The organism is Kitasatospora cathayae (assembly GCF_027627435.1).
GTDB lineage: Bacteria > Actinomycetota > Actinomycetes > Streptomycetales > Streptomycetaceae > Kitasatospora > Kitasatospora cathayae.
Genome location: NZ_CP115450.1, coordinates 7,855,302 through 7,873,793, shown reverse-complemented (window position 1 = coordinate 7,873,793; position 18,492 = coordinate 7,855,302). Strand labels below are relative to the sequence as shown.

19 protein-coding genes and 1 pseudogene are annotated in these 18,492 nt (G+C 74.2%); 7 read left to right on the top strand and 13 right to left on the bottom strand.

The window, feature by feature from the left end; genetic code table 11:
• Positions 1-25: 25 nt before the first annotated feature.
• On the bottom strand, positions 26-1,174 hold the full coding sequence (gene efeO, locus O1G21_RS35135; protein ID WP_270149466.1) for an iron uptake system protein EfeO: 1,149 nt from the start codon (positions 1,172-1,174) through the stop codon (positions 26-28).
• Between the two features lie 141 nt (positions 1,175-1,315).
• On the bottom strand, positions 1,316-2,131 hold the full coding sequence (locus O1G21_RS35130) for an ABC transporter ATP-binding protein (RefSeq protein ID WP_270149465.1): 816 nt from the start codon (positions 2,129-2,131) through the stop codon (positions 1,316-1,318).
• Between the two features lie 226 nt (positions 2,132-2,357).
• On the opposite strand from O1G21_RS35130, the gene O1G21_RS35125 reads away from it, so the two are divergent.
• Complete coding sequence (locus O1G21_RS35125) at positions 2,358-4,454, top strand: amino acid adenylation domain-containing protein (protein ID WP_270149464.1); 2,097 nt, start codon at positions 2,358-2,360, stop codon at positions 4,452-4,454.
• Positions 4,455-4,458: 4 nt separating this feature from the next.
• On the opposite strand, the gene O1G21_RS35120 is transcribed toward O1G21_RS35125, so the two are convergent.
• Positions 4,459-5,787 (bottom strand): hypothetical protein, encoded by a 1,329-nt coding sequence (locus O1G21_RS35120; protein WP_270149462.1) that lies wholly within the window; start codon positions 5,785-5,787, stop codon positions 4,459-4,461.
• A 19-nt stretch (positions 5,788-5,806) separates the two neighbouring features.
• Positions 5,807-6,208 carry a GNAT family N-acetyltransferase gene (locus tag O1G21_RS35115; RefSeq protein WP_270149460.1) on the bottom strand — a complete coding sequence of 134 codons (402 nt, stop codon included), beginning with the start codon at positions 6,206-6,208 and terminating at the stop codon, positions 5,807-5,809.
• A gap of 157 nt (positions 6,209-6,365) precedes the next feature.
• Between O1G21_RS35115 and O1G21_RS35110 the strand changes: the two genes are divergently transcribed.
• A complete protein-coding gene (locus O1G21_RS35110) occupies positions 6,366-7,958 on the top strand; it encodes a M4 family metallopeptidase (protein ID WP_270149459.1) in 1,593 nt (530 codons plus the stop codon).
• Positions 7,959-7,968: 10 nt separating this feature from the next.
• Here the strand turns inward: O1G21_RS35110 and O1G21_RS35105 are convergent, their stop codons facing one another.
• The 3 genes and pseudogenes from O1G21_RS35105 to O1G21_RS35095 all read right to left on the bottom strand — a co-directional run bounded on the left by O1G21_RS35105 (position 7,969) and on the right by O1G21_RS35095 (position 10,749).
• Positions 7,969-9,015, bottom strand: coding sequence for a hypothetical protein (locus tag O1G21_RS35105; RefSeq protein WP_270149456.1), 1,047 nt, complete (start codon positions 9,013-9,015; stop codon positions 7,969-7,971).
• Between the two features lie 42 nt (positions 9,016-9,057).
• Positions 9,058-9,754 (bottom strand): annotated as a pseudogene (locus O1G21_RS35100) (D-2-hydroxyacid dehydrogenase family protein); the annotation flags it as partial.
• Between the two features lie 17 nt (positions 9,755-9,771).
• Complete coding sequence (locus O1G21_RS35095) at positions 9,772-10,749, bottom strand: DUF5937 family protein (RefSeq protein ID WP_405000851.1); 978 nt, start codon at positions 10,747-10,749, stop codon at positions 9,772-9,774.
• A 94-nt stretch (positions 10,750-10,843) separates the two neighbouring features.
• Between O1G21_RS35095 and O1G21_RS35090 the strand changes: the two genes are divergently transcribed.
• Complete coding sequence (locus O1G21_RS35090; protein ID WP_270149452.1) at positions 10,844-11,752, top strand: aldo/keto reductase; 909 nt, start codon at positions 10,844-10,846, stop codon at positions 11,750-11,752.
• Between the two features lie 75 nt (positions 11,753-11,827).
• Positions 11,828-12,484, top strand: a complete 657-nt coding sequence (locus O1G21_RS35085; protein WP_270149450.1) for a histidine phosphatase family protein — start codon at positions 11,828-11,830, stop codon at positions 12,482-12,484.
• A gap of 47 nt (positions 12,485-12,531) precedes the next feature.
• Here the strand turns inward: O1G21_RS35085 and O1G21_RS35080 are convergent, their stop codons facing one another.
• Positions 12,532-13,293: a hypothetical protein gene (locus O1G21_RS35080; RefSeq protein ID WP_270149449.1), complete on the bottom strand. Its 762-nt coding sequence runs from the start codon at positions 13,291-13,293 to the stop codon at positions 12,532-12,534.
• Positions 13,294-13,540: 247 nt separating this feature from the next.
• On the opposite strand from O1G21_RS35080, the gene O1G21_RS35075 reads away from it, so the two are divergent.
• Complete coding sequence (locus O1G21_RS35075) at positions 13,541-14,488, top strand: patatin-like phospholipase family protein (RefSeq protein WP_270149447.1); 948 nt, start codon at positions 13,541-13,543, stop codon at positions 14,486-14,488.
• Positions 14,489-14,576: 88 nt separating this feature from the next.
• Here O1G21_RS35075 and O1G21_RS35070 read toward each other — a convergent pair whose 3' ends face one another.
• From O1G21_RS35070 to O1G21_RS35060, 3 genes are read right to left on the bottom strand one after another with little or no spacing between them, the layout of a single operon-like run.
• Positions 14,577-15,179, bottom strand: a complete 603-nt coding sequence (locus O1G21_RS35070; RefSeq protein ID WP_270149445.1) for a class I SAM-dependent methyltransferase — start codon at positions 15,177-15,179, stop codon at positions 14,577-14,579.
• Positions 15,176-15,682 (bottom strand): hypothetical protein, encoded by a 507-nt coding sequence (locus O1G21_RS35065; protein WP_270149443.1) that lies wholly within the window; start codon positions 15,680-15,682, stop codon positions 15,176-15,178. Before O1G21_RS35065 ends, O1G21_RS35070 begins: the two co-directional genes overlap by 4 nt.
• A gap of 39 nt (positions 15,683-15,721) precedes the next feature.
• Entirely contained in the window at positions 15,722-15,952 is a 231-nt protein-coding gene (locus tag O1G21_RS35060) for a hypothetical protein (protein ID WP_270149442.1), read from the bottom strand.
• Positions 15,953-16,079: 127 nt separating this feature from the next.
• On the opposite strand from O1G21_RS35060, the gene O1G21_RS35055 reads away from it, so the two are divergent.
• Positions 16,080-16,736, top strand: a complete 657-nt coding sequence (locus O1G21_RS35055) for a hypothetical protein (protein ID WP_270149440.1) — start codon at positions 16,080-16,082, stop codon at positions 16,734-16,736.
• A 47-nt stretch (positions 16,737-16,783) separates the two neighbouring features.
• Here O1G21_RS35055 and O1G21_RS35050 read toward each other — a convergent pair whose 3' ends face one another.
• On the bottom strand, positions 16,784-17,341 hold the full coding sequence (locus tag O1G21_RS35050) for a GNAT family N-acetyltransferase (protein ID WP_270149438.1): 558 nt from the start codon (positions 17,339-17,341) through the stop codon (positions 16,784-16,786).
• Between the two features lie 308 nt (positions 17,342-17,649).
• Positions 17,650-18,021 (bottom strand): DUF7144 family membrane protein, encoded by a 372-nt coding sequence (locus O1G21_RS35045; RefSeq protein ID WP_270149437.1) that lies wholly within the window; start codon positions 18,019-18,021, stop codon positions 17,650-17,652.
• Positions 18,022-18,281: 260 nt separating this feature from the next.
• On the opposite strand from O1G21_RS35045, the gene O1G21_RS35040 reads away from it, so the two are divergent.
• Positions 18,282-18,488: a hypothetical protein gene (locus O1G21_RS35040; RefSeq protein ID WP_270149436.1), complete on the top strand. Its 207-nt coding sequence runs from the start codon at positions 18,282-18,284 to the stop codon at positions 18,486-18,488.
• Positions 18,489-18,492 lie beyond the last annotated feature (4 nt).

Sequence of the window (18,492 nt, the reverse complement as noted above, 5' to 3'; positions counted from 1 at the left end):
GGATCCCGGCCACTTGACGGGACTGTTACTTGACGACCACGGCGGCGGCCAGCTTCGACAGCGGCTCGCCCAGCGAGTTCACCGCGTCGGAGAAGGTCTTGCGCTCGGCCTCGGTGACCCTGTCGTAGGGGGTGAAGGCACCGTCGGTCTGCCGGTACTTGGCCAGCAGGGCGTTGATGGCGGCGAACTCGGAGTCGAGCGTCCTGGCGAGCTCCGGGTCCTTCTCCGCGGCGACCGGCTTCAGCAGCTCATAGGCCTTCTGCGCGCCCTCGACGTTGGCGTGGAAGTCCGCCAGGTCGGTGTGGCTGTAGCGGTCCTCCTCACCGGTGATCTTGTTGGTGGCGACCTCGTCCAGCAGTTCCTTGGCGCCGTTGGCCATGCTGGTCGCGGTGATCTCCGCCGCGGGGATCTTCTTCTGCCAGTCCTTGAGGTCGGCGACCAGCTGGTCGGCGAGCTTCTTCTCGTCGTCGCCGATCTTCGCGTCGGCCCAGAGGGCCTTCTCCAGCCGGTGCCAGCCGGTCCACTCCTGGCCCTGCTCCAGCTTGTCCTCGCGGGTGTCGGTCTTGGGGTCGACGTCCCCGAAGCTCTCGGCGACCGGCTCGGTGCGCTCCCAGCCGGTGCGCGAGGGCGCGTACAGCGACTTGGCCTTCTCCAGGTCGCCGCCCCTGATCGCGGCGGCGAAGGCCTCGACGGCGGGGACGGTGGCGTCGGCCTGCTGCTGGGCGTAGGCGCGGTAGGCGTCGACGGCGGCGGCCAGGCGCGGGTCGGCCGGGGCGGCGCTGCCGCCCTCGCCGGTGACGGTGATCTTCTGCCGGATGCCGTCGCCGACCATGCCGGGCTTGCAGGCGATCTCGTACGAGCCGGCCTTGATCTCGGCGTTGATGGTGGCCTTGGTGCCGGGGCCGATGTTCTCCCGCTCGGTGACGATCTTGTCGCCGGCGGCGTAGACGTAGACCTCGGTGGTCTTGGAGCCCTTGTTGCTGATGTCCAGCACCACGTGGCCGGACGGGAAGCTGGTCCTGGAGACCTCGCAGGCGGTGTCGGTGGCGTTGACCTTGACCGCGTCCGCGCCGCCCGCCTTGTCGTCCTTCTTCGAGGCGCAGCCGGCCAGGGCGGCGGTCGCCACGGCGAGGCTGAGCAGCGCGGCTGCGGTGGAACGGCGGCGGGCGGACATGGGGGCTCCAACGGAAAAGGGCATGGGGGTGCCAAGGCCGGGTAAAGCACCGGCCGGGCCGGTGCCTCCTTTTTAGCTAAGGCATACCTTACGTAAGAACTCTTTACCGTCGACACCCACCCCCCTGCCGATCCCGGCCCGCTACCTCCCGGGCACTCGACGGGCGGCGGCGCGGGCCGTCCAGCGGCCCTCGTGGCGGCTGATCCGGATCGGGTGGCCGAAGGTCTCGCTGATCAGCTCGGTGGTCATCACCTCGTCCACCGTCCCGGCCGCCACGCACTCGCCGCCGCGCAGCAGCAGGGCGTGGGTGGTGCTCTCCGGCAGCTCCTCCAGGTGGTGGGTGACCAGCACGCTGGCCAGCTCCGGGTGCTGGTGGCGCAGCAGGTCCAGGCTGTCCAGCAGCAACTCGCGGGCGGTCAGGTCCAGCCCGGTGGCGGGTTCGTCGAGCAGCAGCAGGCGGGGGCTGGGCATCAGCGCGCGGGCGATCAGCGCCCGGCCGCGCTCGCCCTGGGAGAGCGTGGTCCACGGGGCCTCGGCCATCGCGGCCATGCCGAGCGTCTCGATCAGCTGCTCGACCCGCTCCACCGCCTCGGGGGCGGGCTTGCGGTGCCACTCCGGCTCGATGGTGTTGGTGTGCCCGGTGAGCACCACCTCGCGCACGGTCAGCGGCGAGCGCAGCGGGTGGCGCGGGTTGACGTGCCCGAGGTGGGCGCGCAGCTCCCGGATGTCCACCCGGCCGAGCCGGCGCCCGAGCACGTCCACCGTGCCCCGGGTGGGGTGGGAGACCGCGCCGAGCAGGGCGAGCAGCGTGGACTTGCCCGCCCCGTTGGGGCCGAGCAGCGCCCAGTGCTCGCCGGGCTGGATCTCCAGGGTGATGCCGCGCAGCAGGTGCCGGCCGTCGCGCACGACGTCCACGTCGTGGGTGCGCAGCAGCGGGCCGTCGAAGGACGGGCTCATGGGGACTCCGTTTCGTGGCGCCGGGCAGGGTACGGGTGTCGGGCGCCGCACCGGACGGGCCGGCGCCGACCGTCCGTGTGCACCGTACCGCCGCCGGACGGGGCGGAGCCCGGCCGTCCGAGGGGTGGACGCGGAGCGGTCCCGGGTGGATTCCACAGAACGCTGTCGCACGAGGGGAGTTGGGAGGAAGATTGTGCCTTTCCGAGGGGGACGAGGGGGAGGCGTGATGACGGTGGACGAGGAGCGGGCGGCGACCCTGCACGGGCTGGTCGCGCGGCAGGCCCGCCGGGCCCCGCAGGCGGTGGCGGTGCGCTGCGGCGAGGCGGAACTGACGTACGGGGAGCTGGACGCGCGGGCGGACCGGCTGGCCGCCGTGCTGGCGCGGCGCGGGCTGGCCCCGGGCGGCCGGGCGGCGGTCGCGCTGGGCCGGGGCACCGAGGTGTACGTCGCGTTGCTGGCGGTGCTCAAGGCGGGCGCCGCGTTCGTGCCGGTGGAGCCGACCGCGCCCGACGCGCTGCTGCGGCACGTGCTGGCGGACGCCGCGCCGGACCTGGTGCTGACCGAGCAGCGGTACCGGGCGCGACTGACCGACGCGGCCGCGTCCGAGCCCGTCTGCGTCGACGAACCGGCCGCGCCGGACGGGGAGTTCGAGCACCCCGAGGTCGAACCCGGCGACCTCGCCTGCGTGTTCTACACCTCCGGTTCCACCGGCCTGCCCACCGGCGCGATGGTCGAGCACCGCAACCTGCTGGCCGCGTACGCCGGTTGGCGCGAGGTGTACGGGCTGACGGCCGAGGACCGGATCCTGCAGACCGCGAGCCTGGAGTTCGACGTCTTCACCGCCGACTGGGTCCGCGCGCTGTGCACCGGCGCGACCCTGGTGGTCGCCCCGTTCAACCTCACCCTGGACCGCACCGCCGACCTCGCCGCCCTGCCCGCCCTGGTGGCGGAGGAGCGGATCACCGTCATGGAGCTGAACGTCCGCACCGCGCGCCGTCTCACCGCCCTGCTGGAGGCGGGCGGCACCGGGCTGCCGGGGGTGCGGCTGCTCACCGTCGGCGCCGAGAAGTGGTACCTGGACGAGCAGTTGGCGCTGCAGCGGCTGCTCGGCGGGTCCACCCGGGTGCTGAACGTCTACGGCCTGGCCGAGGCCACCGTCGACAGCACCTACTTCGAGGTGCGCGGCGCGGCCGCCGCCGAGGGGGCGGAGCGGGTCTCGCTGGTCGGCCGGCCCTTCCCCGGCACCCGGGTGTACGTGCTGGGCCCGAACGCCACCCCGGTGGCGCCTGGGCGGGTCGGCGAGATCGCCGTCGCGGGCGGCGGCCTGACCCGCGGCTACCTCAACCGGCCGGCGGACACTGCCCGCCGCTTCGTCCGGGCGGACTTCGACCCGGACGGGCGGGTGCTGCTCACCGGCGACCTCGGGCTGCTGCGGGCGGACGGCGTCCTGGAGTTCGTCGGCCGCGCCGCGACCGTGGTCGGTCCGCTCGGCGCGGAGCGGGCCACCACGGTGACCACCCGGGTAAAGGCCGCGGCCCGGGCCGAGGGCGTGCTGCGCGCCCACCCGGCGGTGCGGGAGGCGGCCGTGGTCGAGGTGGAGCGGACGCCGGGGCAGCGGGTGCTGGTCGGCTACGCGGTGCCCGCCCGGGGGACGCCGGAGGGGACGGACGGCTGGTCGCTCACCCAGTACCTGCTGGCGGAGCTCAACGGCTACTCCGCGCCCGCCGCCGTCATCCCCGTCGCCGAGCTGCCGCGCACCCGGGCCGGCAAGCTGGACCGCGCCGCCCTGCCGCTGCCGGCCCCGCCGAGGCACACCGGGCCGCGCTCGGCCAAGGGGGGCGGCAGCAGGAAGGGCGGCGGCAAGGCCGGAGGCGGCAGGCCCGGGATGCTCTCCGAGGGGGAGGCGATGGGCTGCTTCGCGGCCTCCATCGTGCTGGGCGGCGCCTTCTTCGCCTGGATGTTCACCGATGCCTTCTTCGCCAGCTCGACCGACGTCTCGGCGGTGCCCAACGCCTACCAGTTCGGGTTCGAGCTGCTCTACCTGTGCGAGAACCTGGCCTTCGGCGCCGGCGTGGCCTTCCTGGTCCTCGGCCTCCCCGCGGTGCTGCGGCAGGGCCGCTCGCTGCGGCTGTCCCTGCTCACCTGGATCTCGGTGTTCTGGCTGCTCGCCTCCTGGTGGCCGCAGGACAACCTGTACCGGCTGACCGAGTCCACCGACTGGTCGCGCGAGACGATTATGGTCTTCGTGTTCAACATCCCACTGATGCTGGCCGCGGTGGTGGTCGTGGTCTTCCTGCTGAGCAAGCCGAAGGCCAAGAAGTAGGGCCTCAGCGCAGCGCCTCGAACATCCCGGTCAGCGCGTGGTTGGCCGCCTCGACCAGGGCCTGCGCGGCGTCCAGTGCCTCGGCGTCCGGCCCGGCGAGGGCGAGGCCGACGGCGGGCTCCGGGTCGTGGCCCGCCGTCGGGATCAGCGGCAGCAGGGTGACGCCGAGCCGGGCGCAGCGCGGGCGCAGCCGGTCGAGGTGGTCGTGCAGCGCCTCGGGGGCGAGCCGGGCGCCGAGCGGCATCGCGTCCAGGGTGCGGACCAGATGACCGGGGCCGCGCACCTGGTCGAGGCGTTCGCGCAGCACGAAGGCGATGGCGGGCCCGGTGAGCCGCAGGTTGATCTCGGTGGGGGCGAGCCGGCGCTGCCGGTCGGTGACGAAGTCGACGTCGTACCAGCCCCGGTAGCCCTCCGCGGCCAGCCGCTCCCCCACCGCGAGGGCGAAGGCGCGGGCCGTCTCGGCGGCGGCCCGCGGGACGGCGCCGGGGCCGACGGTGACGCCCTGGTAACGGGTGCCGGCCACCTCCATGGCACCCGCCCCGACCGGGTGCACGGTGCCGTCCGGGCCGACCACGGCGTCGTAGGTGAGGTCGCGCAGCCGGGCGGCCGGGCCCGGGTCGACGTACTCCTCCAGCAGCAACTCGCCCTGCGGCGGCAGCACTTCGGAGCGGACCAGGCGGCGCAGCAGGGCGCCCCCGCCGCCCGCGGCGAACAGTTCGCCGGGCTCGACCACGACGGTGCCGTAGCCGCCGACACCGTGCGGGCTCTTCAGTACGGTGGTCAGCCCCCGGGCGGCACGGACGGTCAGCCTACGGGCGGCGCGGCGGCGGCTCTCCAGTCGCTCCTGCGCCGGGACGACGATCCCCGGGTGCTCAGCCGCCAGGGCGGCGAACAGCCCGTGCGCGGCGGACTTGGACTCGTAGCGGCGGACGGCGGCCAGCTCGGGCCCCTCGCCCTGCGCGGGCGTACGGCCCCAACTGACCACCGGGCGACCGGAGTCGGCGATCCGCGCGGCGAGGGCGGGCCGGCCAGCGAGCGCCTCGGCGAGCGTCCGGCCGTCCGCGACCCCGCTGTGCACCTCGACCGGACCCCACGCCAACTCCCGGGCCAGCCAGTCGGTCCACTCCCGGTCGACCTCGGCGGGCAGCACCAGCACCGCCGGTTCCGGGCTGTAGCCGACGGCCAGGCAGGCGTAGTGGTGCGCCTGCCGCAGCCGCCGGGCGCGCTGTTCGGCGTCCATGCCCGGGGCGAAGAACTGCGCGTTGAAGTCCGCGACGTTGCCGATGTGGACCGCCGCCCGCCCGCCGGTCCAGGCCCCCACCCATCCGTCCATGAGCGGTGAGTGTAGGCCCTCAGAGCGCCAACAGCCCCGCGTCGGTGGGCCGGAGGCCGCACGCCTCGAGGTAGAAGGCGCGCAGGTGCGGTTCGAAGTCGACGTGCAGCCAGGCGCAACCGGCCGCGCGGGCGCCGTCGGCGGCCTCGGCGACCAGCCGGGTGGCGATGCCCTGCCGCTGGGCGGCCGGCGAGACCACGGTGTCGAGGACGAAGGCGTGGGCGCCGCCGTCCCAGGCGAGGTTGACGAAGCCGACGAGCGCGCCGTCGGCGGCCCGCCGGGCGGTTACCCAGCCGAGGCTGTGCCGCTCCAACCGGGCCAGCCGGCCGCCGGGTTCGACGGGGTGGCCGAAGCCTTCGGCGTGCAGGGTGTCGAGTTCGGGGTCGGTGAGCGCGCCGCGCCACTGGTAGTCGATCGTCACGACGGCAGCGTAGACGGCTTGTTAACGTCCGATCATTTTTGATTTGACCAGGACACAACTTGGCAAAGTTATGACCTTTCCTCTAGCTGAACGTGACTGATCGCCGTCAATCTCGGTCGCAGCTCTTTTCCCTGCAGCTACCCCCACTGGAGCCAGAGTGAGCCCCACCTCCTCCTCCCGTCGTGTCCGCACGGCCGGAGCCATAGCCGTCGCCGCCGCCCTCGCCGCCGTCGTCGTCCCCGGCACCACGGCCTCCGCCGCCCCCGCCACGCGCGAGGCCGCGATCGCCCAGGCCCGCGCCAACGTCAGCCACGCCCCCGGGGTGTTCGGCTACGGCGCGGGCCAGGACCTCGTCCTCAAGGACGTCGTCCTCGACGCCGACGGCGCCTCGCACGTCCGCTTCGACCGCACCTACCATGGCCTCCCGGTGATCGGCGGCGACCTCGTCGTCCACCAGGACGCCCGCGGCAGGCTCAAGGACTCCACCCGCGCGGCCGCCCACGACGCCGCCGTGAAGTCCACCGTCCCCAAGGTGCCCGCCCGGTCCGGCGCCGCGGACGCGCTCGCCGCCGCCCCCGGCGTCAAGGACGCCGTCAGCACCCCCGAACTGGTGGTCTGGGCCGCCGACGGCACGCCCCGGCTCGCGTGGCGGACCACCGTCGAGGGCACCGGCGAGCACGGCCAGCCGGCCGGCCGGATCGTCGTCACCGACGCCACCACCGGCGAACAGATCGAGTCCTACGACGCCGAGCACCAGGCCGCCGGCACCGGGAACTCCGAGTACACCGGCCAGGTCACCATCGACACCACACCGACCGGCAGCGGCTACACCCTCACCGACCCCGTCCGCGGCCACGTCACCAAGGACGCCGGCAACCTCTCCGCCAGTTCGGTCAAGGCGAGCTCCGGCACCCCGTTCACCAGCACCACCAACGTCTGGGGCGACGGCCGGAAGTTCTCCACCGACCGCGCCACCGCCGCCGTCGACGCCCACGCCAACACCGCCTGGACGTACGACTACTACAAGAACGTCCACGGCCGGAACGGCATCAAGAACGACGGCAAGGGCGCCACCGTCTTCGTCCACGTCGGCACCGACTGGGACAACGCCCAGTGGTCCGACAGCTGCTTCTGCATGATGACCGGCGACGGCAACGGCAGCACCGACCCCGAGCAGGTCGACCTCGACACCATGGGCCACGAGATGACCCACGGCGTCACCAGCGCCACCGCCAACCTGCGCTACAGCGGCGAGTCCGGCGGCCTCAACGAGTCCACCAGCGACATCTTCGGCACGATGGTCGAGTGGTACGCCAACAACAAGATCGACACCGGCGACTACCTGTTCAGTGACCAGTCCACGCCCCCGTGGCTGCGCCGCTTCGACAAGCCCTCGCTGGACGGCCACTCGGCCGACTGCTGGAGCAGCTCGGTCGGCAAGCTCAACGTCCACTACTCCAGCGGAGTCGGCAACCACTGGTTCTACCTGGCCAGCGAGGGCAGCGGCAGCAAGACCGTCAACGGCGTCAGCTACAACAGCCCCACCTGCGACGACTCCACGGTGACCGGCATCGGCAACCAGAAGGTCGCCAAGATCTGGTACCGCGCGCTGACCGTCTACATGACCTCCACCACGAACTACAAGGGCGCCCGCGCCGCCTCCCTCAACGCCGCCCGCGACCTGTACGGCGCCGGCAGCACCGAGTACAACGCGATCGCCGCGGCCTGGAGCGCGGTCAGCGTCAACTAGCCATGCCTGGCTAGCTGTTGAACCCGATGTGGACGTGGTCGTGGTGGGTGTCGTCGGTGAAGAACCGGTTGCCGCTGCCCGCGATCGCCACCGGCCCGCCCACGTTGTACGAACCGGCCGCCGCCGCGTCCCGCATGAAGGACTCGATCAGCTGCCGGGGCGTGGCCGGGTCCACCACCGCCCGGCCGTCGATCCGCCAGACGTCGAAGGCCCGGCCCAGCGGATGGTCGCTGGGCCGGGTCGTGCCGAAGACGTCCAACGGGTGGCCGCTGCGCACCACGCTCACCGACAGCGTGTACGGGCCGGCCAGCCGCAGCATCGCCGTCGGCACGGTGTCGTGGACCGTGCCGCTGCGCAGGTCGGCCACCGCCTCGGGCGGCAGCTCGATCCTCGGCTCGGCCAGCACCTTCGCCACCGCCGGGGCGGGCGAGGCGGCGGCCGGGCCCGGGTCGCCCGGGTGCAGCTCGGTGACGTTCCAGCGCGGCTCGGCCCGGCTCAGCCGGACGTCCACGGTGATGCCGCCCGCGGCCACCGAACCGTCCGACTGCCGGGTCCACTGCCGGCAGACCACCAGCACGCTCGCCGAGTCGGCGAGGATCCCGCCGTACTGGGCGTCGACCACCTCCAGGCTCACCTCGGCCGCCGGCGGGGCCAGCCGCCCGGCCTGGTCCGCCAGCCCCGGCGCCAGCCCGAGCGCCGCCACCCGCGCCCGGGCCGGCTCCGCGCCCTGCCCGCCCGGCGGCCAGGCGCCGAGCGCGGCGACCAGCTCGACGGCGCGGCGCTTGACGTCGGGCTGGATCTCGCCGGGGCCGGGCTGCCAGAGCGGCGGGTTGGGCAGCGGCGCCGGGGCTGGGGTGGGCGCCGCGGTCGTCGTCGGGGTGGGCGGCGGGGTCGGGGGTGCGGTCGGAGGTGTGGTCGGGGCCGCCGTCGAACTCGTCGGGGCCGCCACCGGCTTGCCCCCGCTCGAACACCCCACCGCCCCCAGCAGCACCGCCGCCGCCCCCGCCCGCAACACCCCGCGTCGGCCCCTACCCCGGTAGCCGTCTCCGCTCGTCATACCGTCAGTATGCGAGCGGCAGCCGGGCCACGGGCGCCCGCGTCAGCCCAGACGGCGGATCGGTTCCCCCTTGAGGAAGGCCTCGATGTCCTCCACCGCCTCGCCGAAGTACCGCCGGTAGTTGTCCTGCGAGACGTACCCCAGGTGCGAGGTGGCCAGCAGCCGGGGCGCGCTGCGTAGCCGATGGTCGGCGGGCAGCGGCTCGACGTCGAAGACGTCCAGGGCGGCGCCCGCGATCCGGCCCTCGGTGAGCGCGGCGAGCAGCGCGTCCTGGTCGACGATCGCCGCCCGGGAGGTGTTGACCAGGTAGGCCTCGGGCTTCATCAGGACGAGTTCGGCGCCGCCGATCAGCCCCCGGGCGTCCGCGGTGGAGGCGAGGTGGACCGAGACGAAGTCGCTCTCCCGCAGCAGTTCCTCCTTGGACCCGGCCCGGCGCACTCTCGCCTGGCCCGCCCGCTCGTCCGTCAGGCCCCGGCTCCAGGCGAGCACGTCCATGCCGAAGACGAGCTCCACCCCTGGCCACGAGCGTGCCGATCCGTCCGAGGCCGAGCACCCCGAGGGTCCGCCCGTGCAGGTCGGCCCCGACGGTGCTCTGCCACGGCCCGCCCTCGCGCAGCGCGGTGCTCTCCTGGACGATGCCCCGGGCCAGACCGAGCAGCAGCGCCCAGGTCAGTTCGACCGGCGGGGTGCCGGAGCTGGCCGTGCCGCAGACCGTGACGCCGTGCGCCGCGGCGGCCGCAGGAATGGCCGGCAAGCTCAGGAACGGTTCAGCAGTGCCTCCGCCGTGGCCGTCCGGGCGTACAGCACCCAGCGGCCCGCGCGGTGGGCGCTCACCAGGCCCGCGTCGCGCAGCGCCGTCAGGTACTGCGAGACGGCCGAGGGCGACAGCCCGGTGCGCCGGGCGAGTTCGGTGGTCGAGGCCGGGGCGGCGAGTTCGGCGAGCAGCAGGGCGCGGGAGCGGCCGAGCACCGCCGCGAGGGCCGCGGTTCCGGACGCCGGCGCCGCCTCCGTCGTCCAGAGGCCGCCGATCCCCCGGGCCGGGTAGGCGAGTTGGGGCGGGCCCGGCGGGGCGAACAGGGTGTACAGGCCGGGGCCGGTGAAGGCGGAGGGGATCAGCAGCAGGCCCGGGCCGGTTGCCCGACGGGACATCGGGCGGGAGCGGTGGCTGAGCCGCAGGGTGTCCTCCGCCCACCGCAGTTCGGCGTGCAGGTCGTTCAGCACCCGCGCGGCGCCGTGCTCGGCGGCCTGCCGGGCCCGGTGCAGCACGTCGGCGTCGAGCACCGCGCGGATCCTCGCCCAGTACGGCGCGAGGGCCAGCTCCCAGTACGCCTCGATCGCCTCGGTCAGCCGCGCCAGCCCGGCTCCGGGATCGGCGTGCAGGGCCCGCAGCCGGGGGCCGAGTGCGCCCCGTTCCGCCGCCAGCCGGTCGAGGTCGCGCCGGACCTGCCCGGCGGGAGTGGCCCGGATCGCGGCGAGTTCCTCGGCGAGGGTCGGCGCCGGCCCGGCCGGGGCCGGGTTGACGAAGTCGGGCACGTAGCCGGTGGGCGGCACGAGTTCGGCGAGCAGCCCGTAAGCCGGCCCGAGCGCCGACAGCCGGGGCCGCACCTGCTCCACCCAGGGCCCGTGGACGGCGTGCGGCAGCCCCGAGCGCAGCAGGCGCAGGCTCGGGCCGATCTCCCACATCGGGGCGACCGCGAACCGCATCCGCGCCAGGTCGCCCGCCGTGAACAGCAGCTCCGCCAACACCCCACCCCTGGACGTCCCCGATGGATTCGCACATTCCCGAATCAGTGGCGATCAGGCTAGTGCAGTAGCGATCATGACGGGCATGACTTCCGACACCACCGTGACCGCCGCCGCCTCCGGCACCTGGAACCTCGGCGACCGCGCCGTCCACCGGATCGGCTTCGGCACGATGCGCCTGCCCCAGACCGGCCCGGCGCTGACGCCCGACGCCGTACCGCGCGACCGCGAGCAGGCCCTGCGGGTGCTGCGCCGGGCCGTCGAACTGGGCGTCAACCACATCGACACCGCCGCCTTCTACTTCTCCCCGCTGCGCTCCGCCAACGAGCTGATCAACCGCGCCCTCGCCCCGTACGCCGACGACCTGGTGATCGCCACCAAGGTCGGCCCCGCCCGCGGTCCCGACGGGGAGTGGACCGAGCACGCCCGCACCCCCGCCGGGCTGCGCGCCCAGGTCGAGGAGAACCTGCGCCAACTCGGTCGCGACCACCTCGACCTGGTCAACCTGCGCATCCTCGGCAGCGACTCGATCGCCGAACGCTTCGGCGCGCTCGCCGAGTTGCGGCAGGCCGGCCTGATCCGCCGGCTCGGCCTGTCCAACATCCAGCCCCACCACCTCGCCGAGGCCCAGGCCATCGCCCCGGTCACCTGCGTGCAGAACCCGTACGGCATCGGCGCCTCCGCCACCCAGGACGAGGTGCTGCGGCTCTGCGGCGAGCAGGGCATCGCCTTCGTCCCCTTCTACGCCATCGCGGGCGCCGGACGGGAGGGCGGCGCCGGCGGGAGCGAACCCGCCCAGGTCCGGGCGGTGGCCGAGGCCCGCGGGGTCAGCACCGCCCAGGTCCGGCTCGCCTGGACGCTGCACCGCGGCCCGCACGTGCTCGCCATCCCGGGCACCGGCGACGTCGCGCACCTGGAGGACAACATCGCCGCCGGCGCCCTGCGGCTGACGGCGGCGGAACTCACCCTGCTGGACCGGGCCCACACCGGCTGACCCGGAACCGGGACCGGCCCCGCGGGCGTCGCTGAGGGACACCACCGTTCCCGAGCGAAGTCCCGGAGCCCGCCCGTGCCCGCCACCGCCACCGCCACCGCCACCCGCTACCTCTACCTCGCCCGCCACGGAGAGGCCACCTCGGACGGCCCGGACGGCCCGGACGGCAGCGGCGGACTCACCGCCGCCGGACGCCGCCAGGCCGTCCTGCTCGGCCGCCGCCTGGCGAACCGCCCCATCACGACGGTGCACCACGGTCCGCTCCCCCGGGCCGCGCAGACCGCGCACCTCATCGGGGAGCAGCTGAACGGCCCGTCGCTGTCGGTGTGCGAGGAAGCCGGCGACTACGTCCCCTACGTACCTCCGGCCGCCGAACTCCCCACCGACAGCGCCGAGTTCCTGCTGCGCTTCCTCGCCAGCGCCTCGGCGGAGGAGCTCTCCCGGGGCCCGGAACTGGCCCGCCGCGCAGTCGAACGGTTCACCGGGCCGGTCCCGGGCGGTGAGGACCGGCACGAACTGGTCGTCACCCACGCCTTCCTGGTCGGCTGGCTGGTCCGCCACACCCTGGACGCCCCCGGGTGGCGCTGGCTCGGCCTGAACGCCGCCAACGCGGCCCTCACCGTCCTGCGCTTCACCCCCGGCCGCCCCTCCTCCGTCCTGCTCCTGAACGACCAGAGCCACCTCCCCGAGGAGCTCCGCTGGACGGGCTTCCCACCCGAACTGCGCTGCTGACCCGCCGCGTTACTCCCCGGCCCCGCGGTTCACCGTGGGCACGGCCATCAGTGCTCCGCCGCGTTGCGGAACTGCAGGGCGATCGCCGCGGCCTGGTGGACGTCCGTCATGTCGAAGACCGCGACGGCGCCCGAGGTCGAGGCGTCGTTCCAGCGGCAGATCATCGCCGGGGCCTTCCCACCCCGGTAGCCGCACTGCATGGCCCCGCCCAACGGACCGGCGTCGACGTCCTGGGGATCGTCGATCCGGGCGCCCGCGAAGAAGTTGCGCAGGCCCCAGGCGGCGGAGTGGGCGGCGTTCTCCTTGGCCAGCTTGGGATTCCACTCCGCGGTGGAGGCGCTGAGCATCAGGGTCGGCCGGGTGCCGCCCGGCGTGGCCGAGTAGAACCAGTAGTGCTCGGGGCTCGCGCTCGGCATCCGGGCCGCCAGCGCGGCCGCGGCCTCGCCGGTGATCAGGTGGTAGCCGGCGGCCGCCTCCGGAGCCTCGACGGTGCGCCCGGCCGGAGTGGACTCGGCCACCGGAGCGGACTCGGCCACCGGACCGTAGTCGGGGTCCGTGCCCACCTCGACGAGCACCGCGGCCACCACGGCACCGGCCGCGAGAACGGTGGCCAGAATGCTGACGTACCCACGCCTCCTCCGCAGTGCCGCGACCCGGGGCGCCTCCTCGAGGCCGTGCGCGACGGGATTGCGCCAGGTGCGGGTGGACGACCAGGCGAGAACGACCACGATCAGGGCTGGTATGCCCCACTCGGCCGAGTACTGTCCGATTTGGTAAGCATGCGAGTGCACGTCAACAGCGAGGATCACGGCGCGCATCGTAGCGGCGCGCACCGTCCCGGGAGCACCCGCTGCCCGAGTCCGAGGTGCGGCGAAATCCGGTTGCGTGCCGTCTCGCCGGGGTGTTAGCTTCCCGGTGGTCGTGATCCAGCAGCAGGAGGTGAGCCCCGTGAACGCAGCAGTGTCCGTAATGGGTGCTCCCCCGCAGTCCACGATCGCGCGGCTGAAGTAGTCGCCGCCGGGAGCGCCGCCAGGCAATTCGCGAAAGGCGACTCCCATGAACACCACACCTTCTTCGACTCCGCAGGTCGACGCGACGAAGCGGCTGCGTGCCGCGGGTGAGCGCGCCCTGGTCCTGCACGGCGGTGGATCGGCCGGCAACGCGTGGGAGATCGGCGTCATCGCCGGTCTGTTCGATGCCGGGCTGGATGTGACCGAGGCCGATCTGACCGTCGGAACGTCAGCCGGGGCGACGGCCGCGGCCCAGCTCACCGGCACGACCGCGACCGACCTGTACGCCGCCATCCTGTCCGCCGCGCCCCCGCAGCGGACCGGTCCGGTCGGCCCCGGCGGTGGTCGCGGTCGCCTCGTCCCGGTGGCGAACTACCTGGAGGTGACGAACCGGATCATCGCCGCCGCCGCGGACGCGGCCGACATGCGCCGCCGGATGGGTGCGGCGGCGCTCGAGCTGGACGCGGCGTCGGACGGCTCCGGGGCGGCGCGGTGGCGCGCCACGGTCGCGGCACGGCTTCCCGGTGCGCACTGGCCGCAGCGACCGGTGCTCATCACGGCGGTCGACGCCCGCACCGGTGAGCCGGTCGTGTTCGACCGCCACAGCGGAGTCGACCTGGTGGACGCCGTCGCCGCCAGCACGTCCAGCGGCTTCGGCGTGCCGCCGTACGGCATCGGCGACAGCCGGTACATCGACGGCGGCTACCGACGCAACGAGAACGCCGACCTGGCGGCCGGGCACGCGAGGGTGCTGGTGCTGTCGCCCTTCGGCGGTCGAACGCGGCATCCGTTGGAGTGGCGCATGCAGCTCGCGGCGCAGGTCGACGAGCTCCGCGCGGCCGGCAGCAGCGTCGAGACGGTCTTCCCCGACGACGCCGCACTCAAGGCGTTCGGGACCGACATGATGGACCTGTCGACGCGTCCGCCCGCCGCCCGAGCCGGTTACGACCAGGGCCGGGCTCTGGCCGGGCGGCTCGCCGAGTTCTGGCGCTGACGTCCACGGCCACCGGCGGCCCCGGCCCGTACCCGGGGCCGCCGGTCCGTGCCCGGGGCCGTCGACCCGTGCCCGGGGGGGTCGTCGGTCAGTGCCCGCGCTCGAGGACCAGCTCGGTCCAGCTGACGTCCTCCCGGCCGTGCAGGTCGGAGCGGGTGCCGCGGTGGAGCAGCTGGAGACCGTGGGACTGCGCCAGGGTGATCGTGTGCTCGGGTGGGAGGTCGAACATCCGGCGGCCGGGTGGGACGGGGCCGTGGCGGAGGGTGAGGGCGAGGCGGCCGCCGGGGGCGAGCAGGCGGGCCAGGGTGGCCATGGCGGGCGGGCCTTCGGCGGGGGTGAGGTGCATCCAGACCGCGGTGAGCAGGATGAGGTCGAAGTGCTCGCCCTCGGCGCTGAGCCGGGGCAGTGCGGGCAGCTCGTCCGCGACCCAGCGGATGCCCGCGTCCGGGTGCAGGCGTTCGCCGACGGCGCGGAGTTCGGGTGTCGGCTCGGCCGCCACCACCCGGTGGCCGAGGGCGGCGAGGGCGGCGGCGTCGCGTCCGGTGCCGGCGCCGACGTCCAGGACTGCGGCGGGGGCGGCCGGGTAGAGGTGCAGGCGCGAGTGGTGGACCTCGGTGAAGGCCACGCTCTCGTACTGGACGGCGAGTTGCGCCGCCGCCTCGCCGTAGCCCGCCGTACTCGGGTTGCTCACCGGGGTATTCCTTCCGACTCCCGTACCACCACCGCGTCCCCGGCGGCGGCCGCGCCCGCGAAGAAGTCCCGCAGTTCGCGCAGGTCGTTGACGACGCGGGCGGCCCAGCTCTCCGACCAGGGTGGCGCGGAGTCGAGTTGGGCGACCCGGCGGGCGAGCACGGTGTCCTGCTGGCGGACGAGTTCGCCGAGCGCCGAGTCGCGCAGGAAGGTGGAGGCGGCGGCGACCTGTTCGGGGCGCAGCACCGGCATCCCGGCCCCGGCTTCACGCGGGGCACCGCCGTAGACGGGCAGCCGGGCGGCCGGGTCGGGGTGCAGCCCGTTCTCGGTGAGCGCGAGTTCCATCAGGGCGGCGGTCTGCCGCACGCCGAGGGCGAGTCCGTCGGCGGCGAGCCGGTCGTACCGGAGGTCGCGGCGCCGTGGCACCAGTTCGCCGAGCTCCTCGGGCGAACAGGCGTCCAGGGCCTGACCCGGCAGACGGCGCCAGAAGTGATCCACGCTCACCCGGAAAGCGTAGCGAACGGCGGCTCGGTGACCAGCGCGTCAGGCCTCACCGGGGTGCCAGGCCGGCCATTCCCAGGGGCGGTCGGCCCAGTGCACCTTGACCGGGTCGTGCGGGTCGAGGCCGGGGAAGAGCTGGTGGATCCGGGGCTCGAACTCCTCGGGGGCGAGCGGTTCCCAGCCGTGGCCCTCGAAGTGGACCAGGCGGTAGCGGCTGTCGGTCCGGAACTCGGCCACCTCGACCAGGTGTGCGGTCGTGCTGTTGGTCTCCATGACCCCCAGCATGTGGCGCGGTGGCAATTCACGCCCGTTCAGACCCCTCTTCCGGGTCATGTCCCGGCGTCGGCGCGCTCGTTGAGCACGGAAAGGTACGGCGGGGGCGCGCTGGAAGGACGAACAGATGACTGAGCAGCCCACCGGAGGACAGTGGCAGTGGCCGCCGAACGCCTGGCAGCCGCCGCCGGTCCCGATCCCGCCCCAAGCGGGCCCGTCCGAGCCGTTTCCGCCGGTGGCCCCGGTGCCGCCGCGCCGTTCGCGGAAGGCCTGGGCGGTGGCGGCGGGCGGGACGCTCGCCGTGCTGGCGGGCGTGCTGGTGATGTGCGGACCGGGCTCGGGTGGCGACATCCATGTGACGGCCGTGTCGGGCGCCCCGCCGTCCGCCACCCCGACGGACCGGCTGCTGGACGGCACGCCCGCACCGTCCCCGGTGCCCTCCCCCGGCCGGGACGGCACCGGCCGGGACGGCACGGGTCCGGACGGCACCCCGCAGGACGCCCTGGCGAGCGGCGCTAGCGGCGCGAGCGGCGACGACCCAGCCACCCCGGCGGCCGCCCCGGCCGGGCCGGGGCACGCCGACGGCCGGCACCCGACGCCCGGCGCCCACCCCAAGTCCGGCCATACCCCGCACCCGAGCCCCGGCGCCCGCCCGGCGCCGAACGGCGGGGCCCCGGCGATCCCCACCCTCGGCCCGGGCACCATCTGCGACCAGGCCGAACGCATCGGCCGCTGGCCGGCCGGTTCGGAGCAGGCCCGCCTCTGCCGGAGCGTCTACGGCTGACCCGGGCCGGTTCCGTGCCCTTCGCGGAGCACCGCAGCAAGCCGCCCTCAGGCCTGCTTCAACTCCTTGGTCAACAGCTCGAACCGGAGGTCCGGCCGGCGCGGGATGCCGAAGCGCTCGTCGCCGTACGGGAAGGGGCTGTAGACGCCGGTGCGGCGGAACCCGCGCCGCTCGTACCAGGCGATCAGGTCGCCCCGCTGCTCGACCACGTTCATCTCCAGCCGCCCGACTCCCCACTCCTCGCGGGCCATCCGCTCGGCCTCGGCCAGCACCAGCCGGCCGATCCCGCCGCCCTGCAGGGTCGGGCGCACCGAGAACATGCCGAAGTAGGCGCTGTCCGGGCGCCGCGCCAACTGGCAGCAGGCGATCGGCTCGCCGTCGCGCTCGACCAGCAGCACCACGCCCTCCGGGTGCTGGACGGCCTCGGCGACATCGGTGGCATCGGTGCGCTGCCCGTCCAGCAGGTGCGCCTCGGTGGTCCAGCCGGCCTTGCTGGCCTCGCCCCGGTAGGCGGACTCCACCAGCTCGACCAGCGCCGGGACGTCGGCGAGGGTCGCGACCCGGAAAGCGGGCCCGGCTCCGGGCTCCGTAGCGGTTTCGGACATGGCTGATCCTCTCCTCGGAAAAGTCGACTTCCGGGGCATGGTGCCACAGCGCGCGGCCCGGGCACCGGGGCAGGACCATGCCGGAGCCATGGCACGGCTGACGAGGACATGGACGCCACCCGAGCGCTCGACGCGGCAAGGTCGCCGGCAGGGGCGGGCCACAGGCCGTACTGTCAGCCGCGCTCCCGCCGACGGCATCGCGCCCTCCCCGGGTGCCGACCATCGGCGGCTGAAGCCGGGCTTCTCAAGGTCCCCGACAGAGTCGGGCCACCAGAAACCTCAGATTGGAAAATGGCTCATGGAGTCGGCTACAGCGTCGCCTCCCCGTACTCATGCCTGTCCCAGTGCACACAGAGCGCGTAGATCGCCAGGATGTCCAGCAGGATGATCAGCACCGACCAGAGCGGGTAGCTGGCCACCACCCACATGTGCGAGAAGGCGTTGAGCGACAGCACGGCCACGCCGGCCCAGCGCGCCAGCTGGCTGCCGGCCACGATGCCGGCCCCGATCAGGGCCAGCAGGATCCCGAGCACCAGCAGGGTCCAGCCCCAGGCCCGCAGATCGCCCACGACGATGTGGGCGCCGTCGATGAAGACGTGCGACCGGTTGATCGCGGCGATGCCGTTCAGGCCGTTGAAGAGCGCCAGTATGAACACCAGCACACCGGCGAAGGTCACCATGCCGCCCGGGCAGCAGCGGCGCCTTGCGAGCCTCTCGCTCGCACCGGTCGCCGACGAAGTAGGAGACTCCATGGAACACCTCCGATGCGCCGCACCCGTCCCCGGGATGGGCGACGAGGGCTTGCGCTGAGTGGCTCCTACTGACCAGCCTAGATTCGCACCGCGCGGCGGGCGCGACGTACCCGGCTCAGGCGGCGGCCGTCCGCTGCAGGGCGCCGAAGGAGGAGCGGAGGAGCTGGCCGCTCACGGCCGGCACCAAGGTGGGGAAGGCCGACTCCGCCCTCTTCGAGAAGGGCGACACCACCAAGGTCCACGCCGCCCTCGTCGAGGAGGGCGACACCACCAACGTCCACGCCGCCCTGGACACCGGCGACGACATAACCGGCGGCCCGCACCACCGTCCCCCCCCACGGGCGGCAGGCCGCCGGCCGCGCTGTGCCGACGGCGGGTGTTGTAGAAGTCCGTGATCCA

What these genes read in the sequence shown, in the direction of transcription:
- O1G21_RS35055 (WP_270149440.1), top strand. Translation starts at nt 16,080, where the DNA reads ATGACTGAGCAGCCCACCGGAGGACAGTGGCAGTGGCCGCCGAACGCC.
- O1G21_RS35060 (WP_270149442.1), bottom strand. Translation starts at nt 15,952, where the DNA reads ATGGAGACCAACAGCACGACCGCACACCTGGTCGAGGTGGCCGAGTTC.
- O1G21_RS35075 (WP_270149447.1), top strand. Translation starts at nt 13,541, where the DNA reads ATGAACACCACACCTTCTTCGACTCCGCAGGTCGACGCGACGAAGCGG.
- efeO (WP_270149466.1), bottom strand. Translation starts at nt 1,174, where the DNA reads ATGTCCGCCCGCCGCCGTTCCACCGCAGCCGCGCTGCTCAGCCTCGCC.
- O1G21_RS35050 (WP_270149438.1), bottom strand. Translation starts at nt 17,341, where the DNA reads ATGTCCGAAACCGCTACGGAGCCCGGAGCCGGGCCCGCTTTCCGGGTC.
- O1G21_RS35120 (WP_270149462.1), bottom strand. Translation starts at nt 5,787, where the DNA reads ATGGACGGATGGGTGGGGGCCTGGACCGGCGGGCGGGCGGCGGTCCAC.
- O1G21_RS35105 (WP_270149456.1), bottom strand. Translation starts at nt 9,015, where the DNA reads ATGACGAGCGGAGACGGCTACCGGGGTAGGGGCCGACGCGGGGTGTTG.
- O1G21_RS35125 (WP_270149464.1), top strand. Translation starts at nt 2,358, where the DNA reads ATGACGGTGGACGAGGAGCGGGCGGCGACCCTGCACGGGCTGGTCGCG.
- O1G21_RS35090 (WP_270149452.1), top strand. Translation starts at nt 10,844, where the DNA reads ATGACTTCCGACACCACCGTGACCGCCGCCGCCTCCGGCACCTGGAAC.
- O1G21_RS35130 (WP_270149465.1), bottom strand. Translation starts at nt 2,131, where the DNA reads ATGAGCCCGTCCTTCGACGGCCCGCTGCTGCGCACCCACGACGTGGAC.
- O1G21_RS35045 (WP_270149437.1), bottom strand. Translation starts at nt 18,021, where the DNA reads ATGGTGACCTTCGCCGGTGTGCTGGTGTTCATACTGGCGCTCTTCAAC.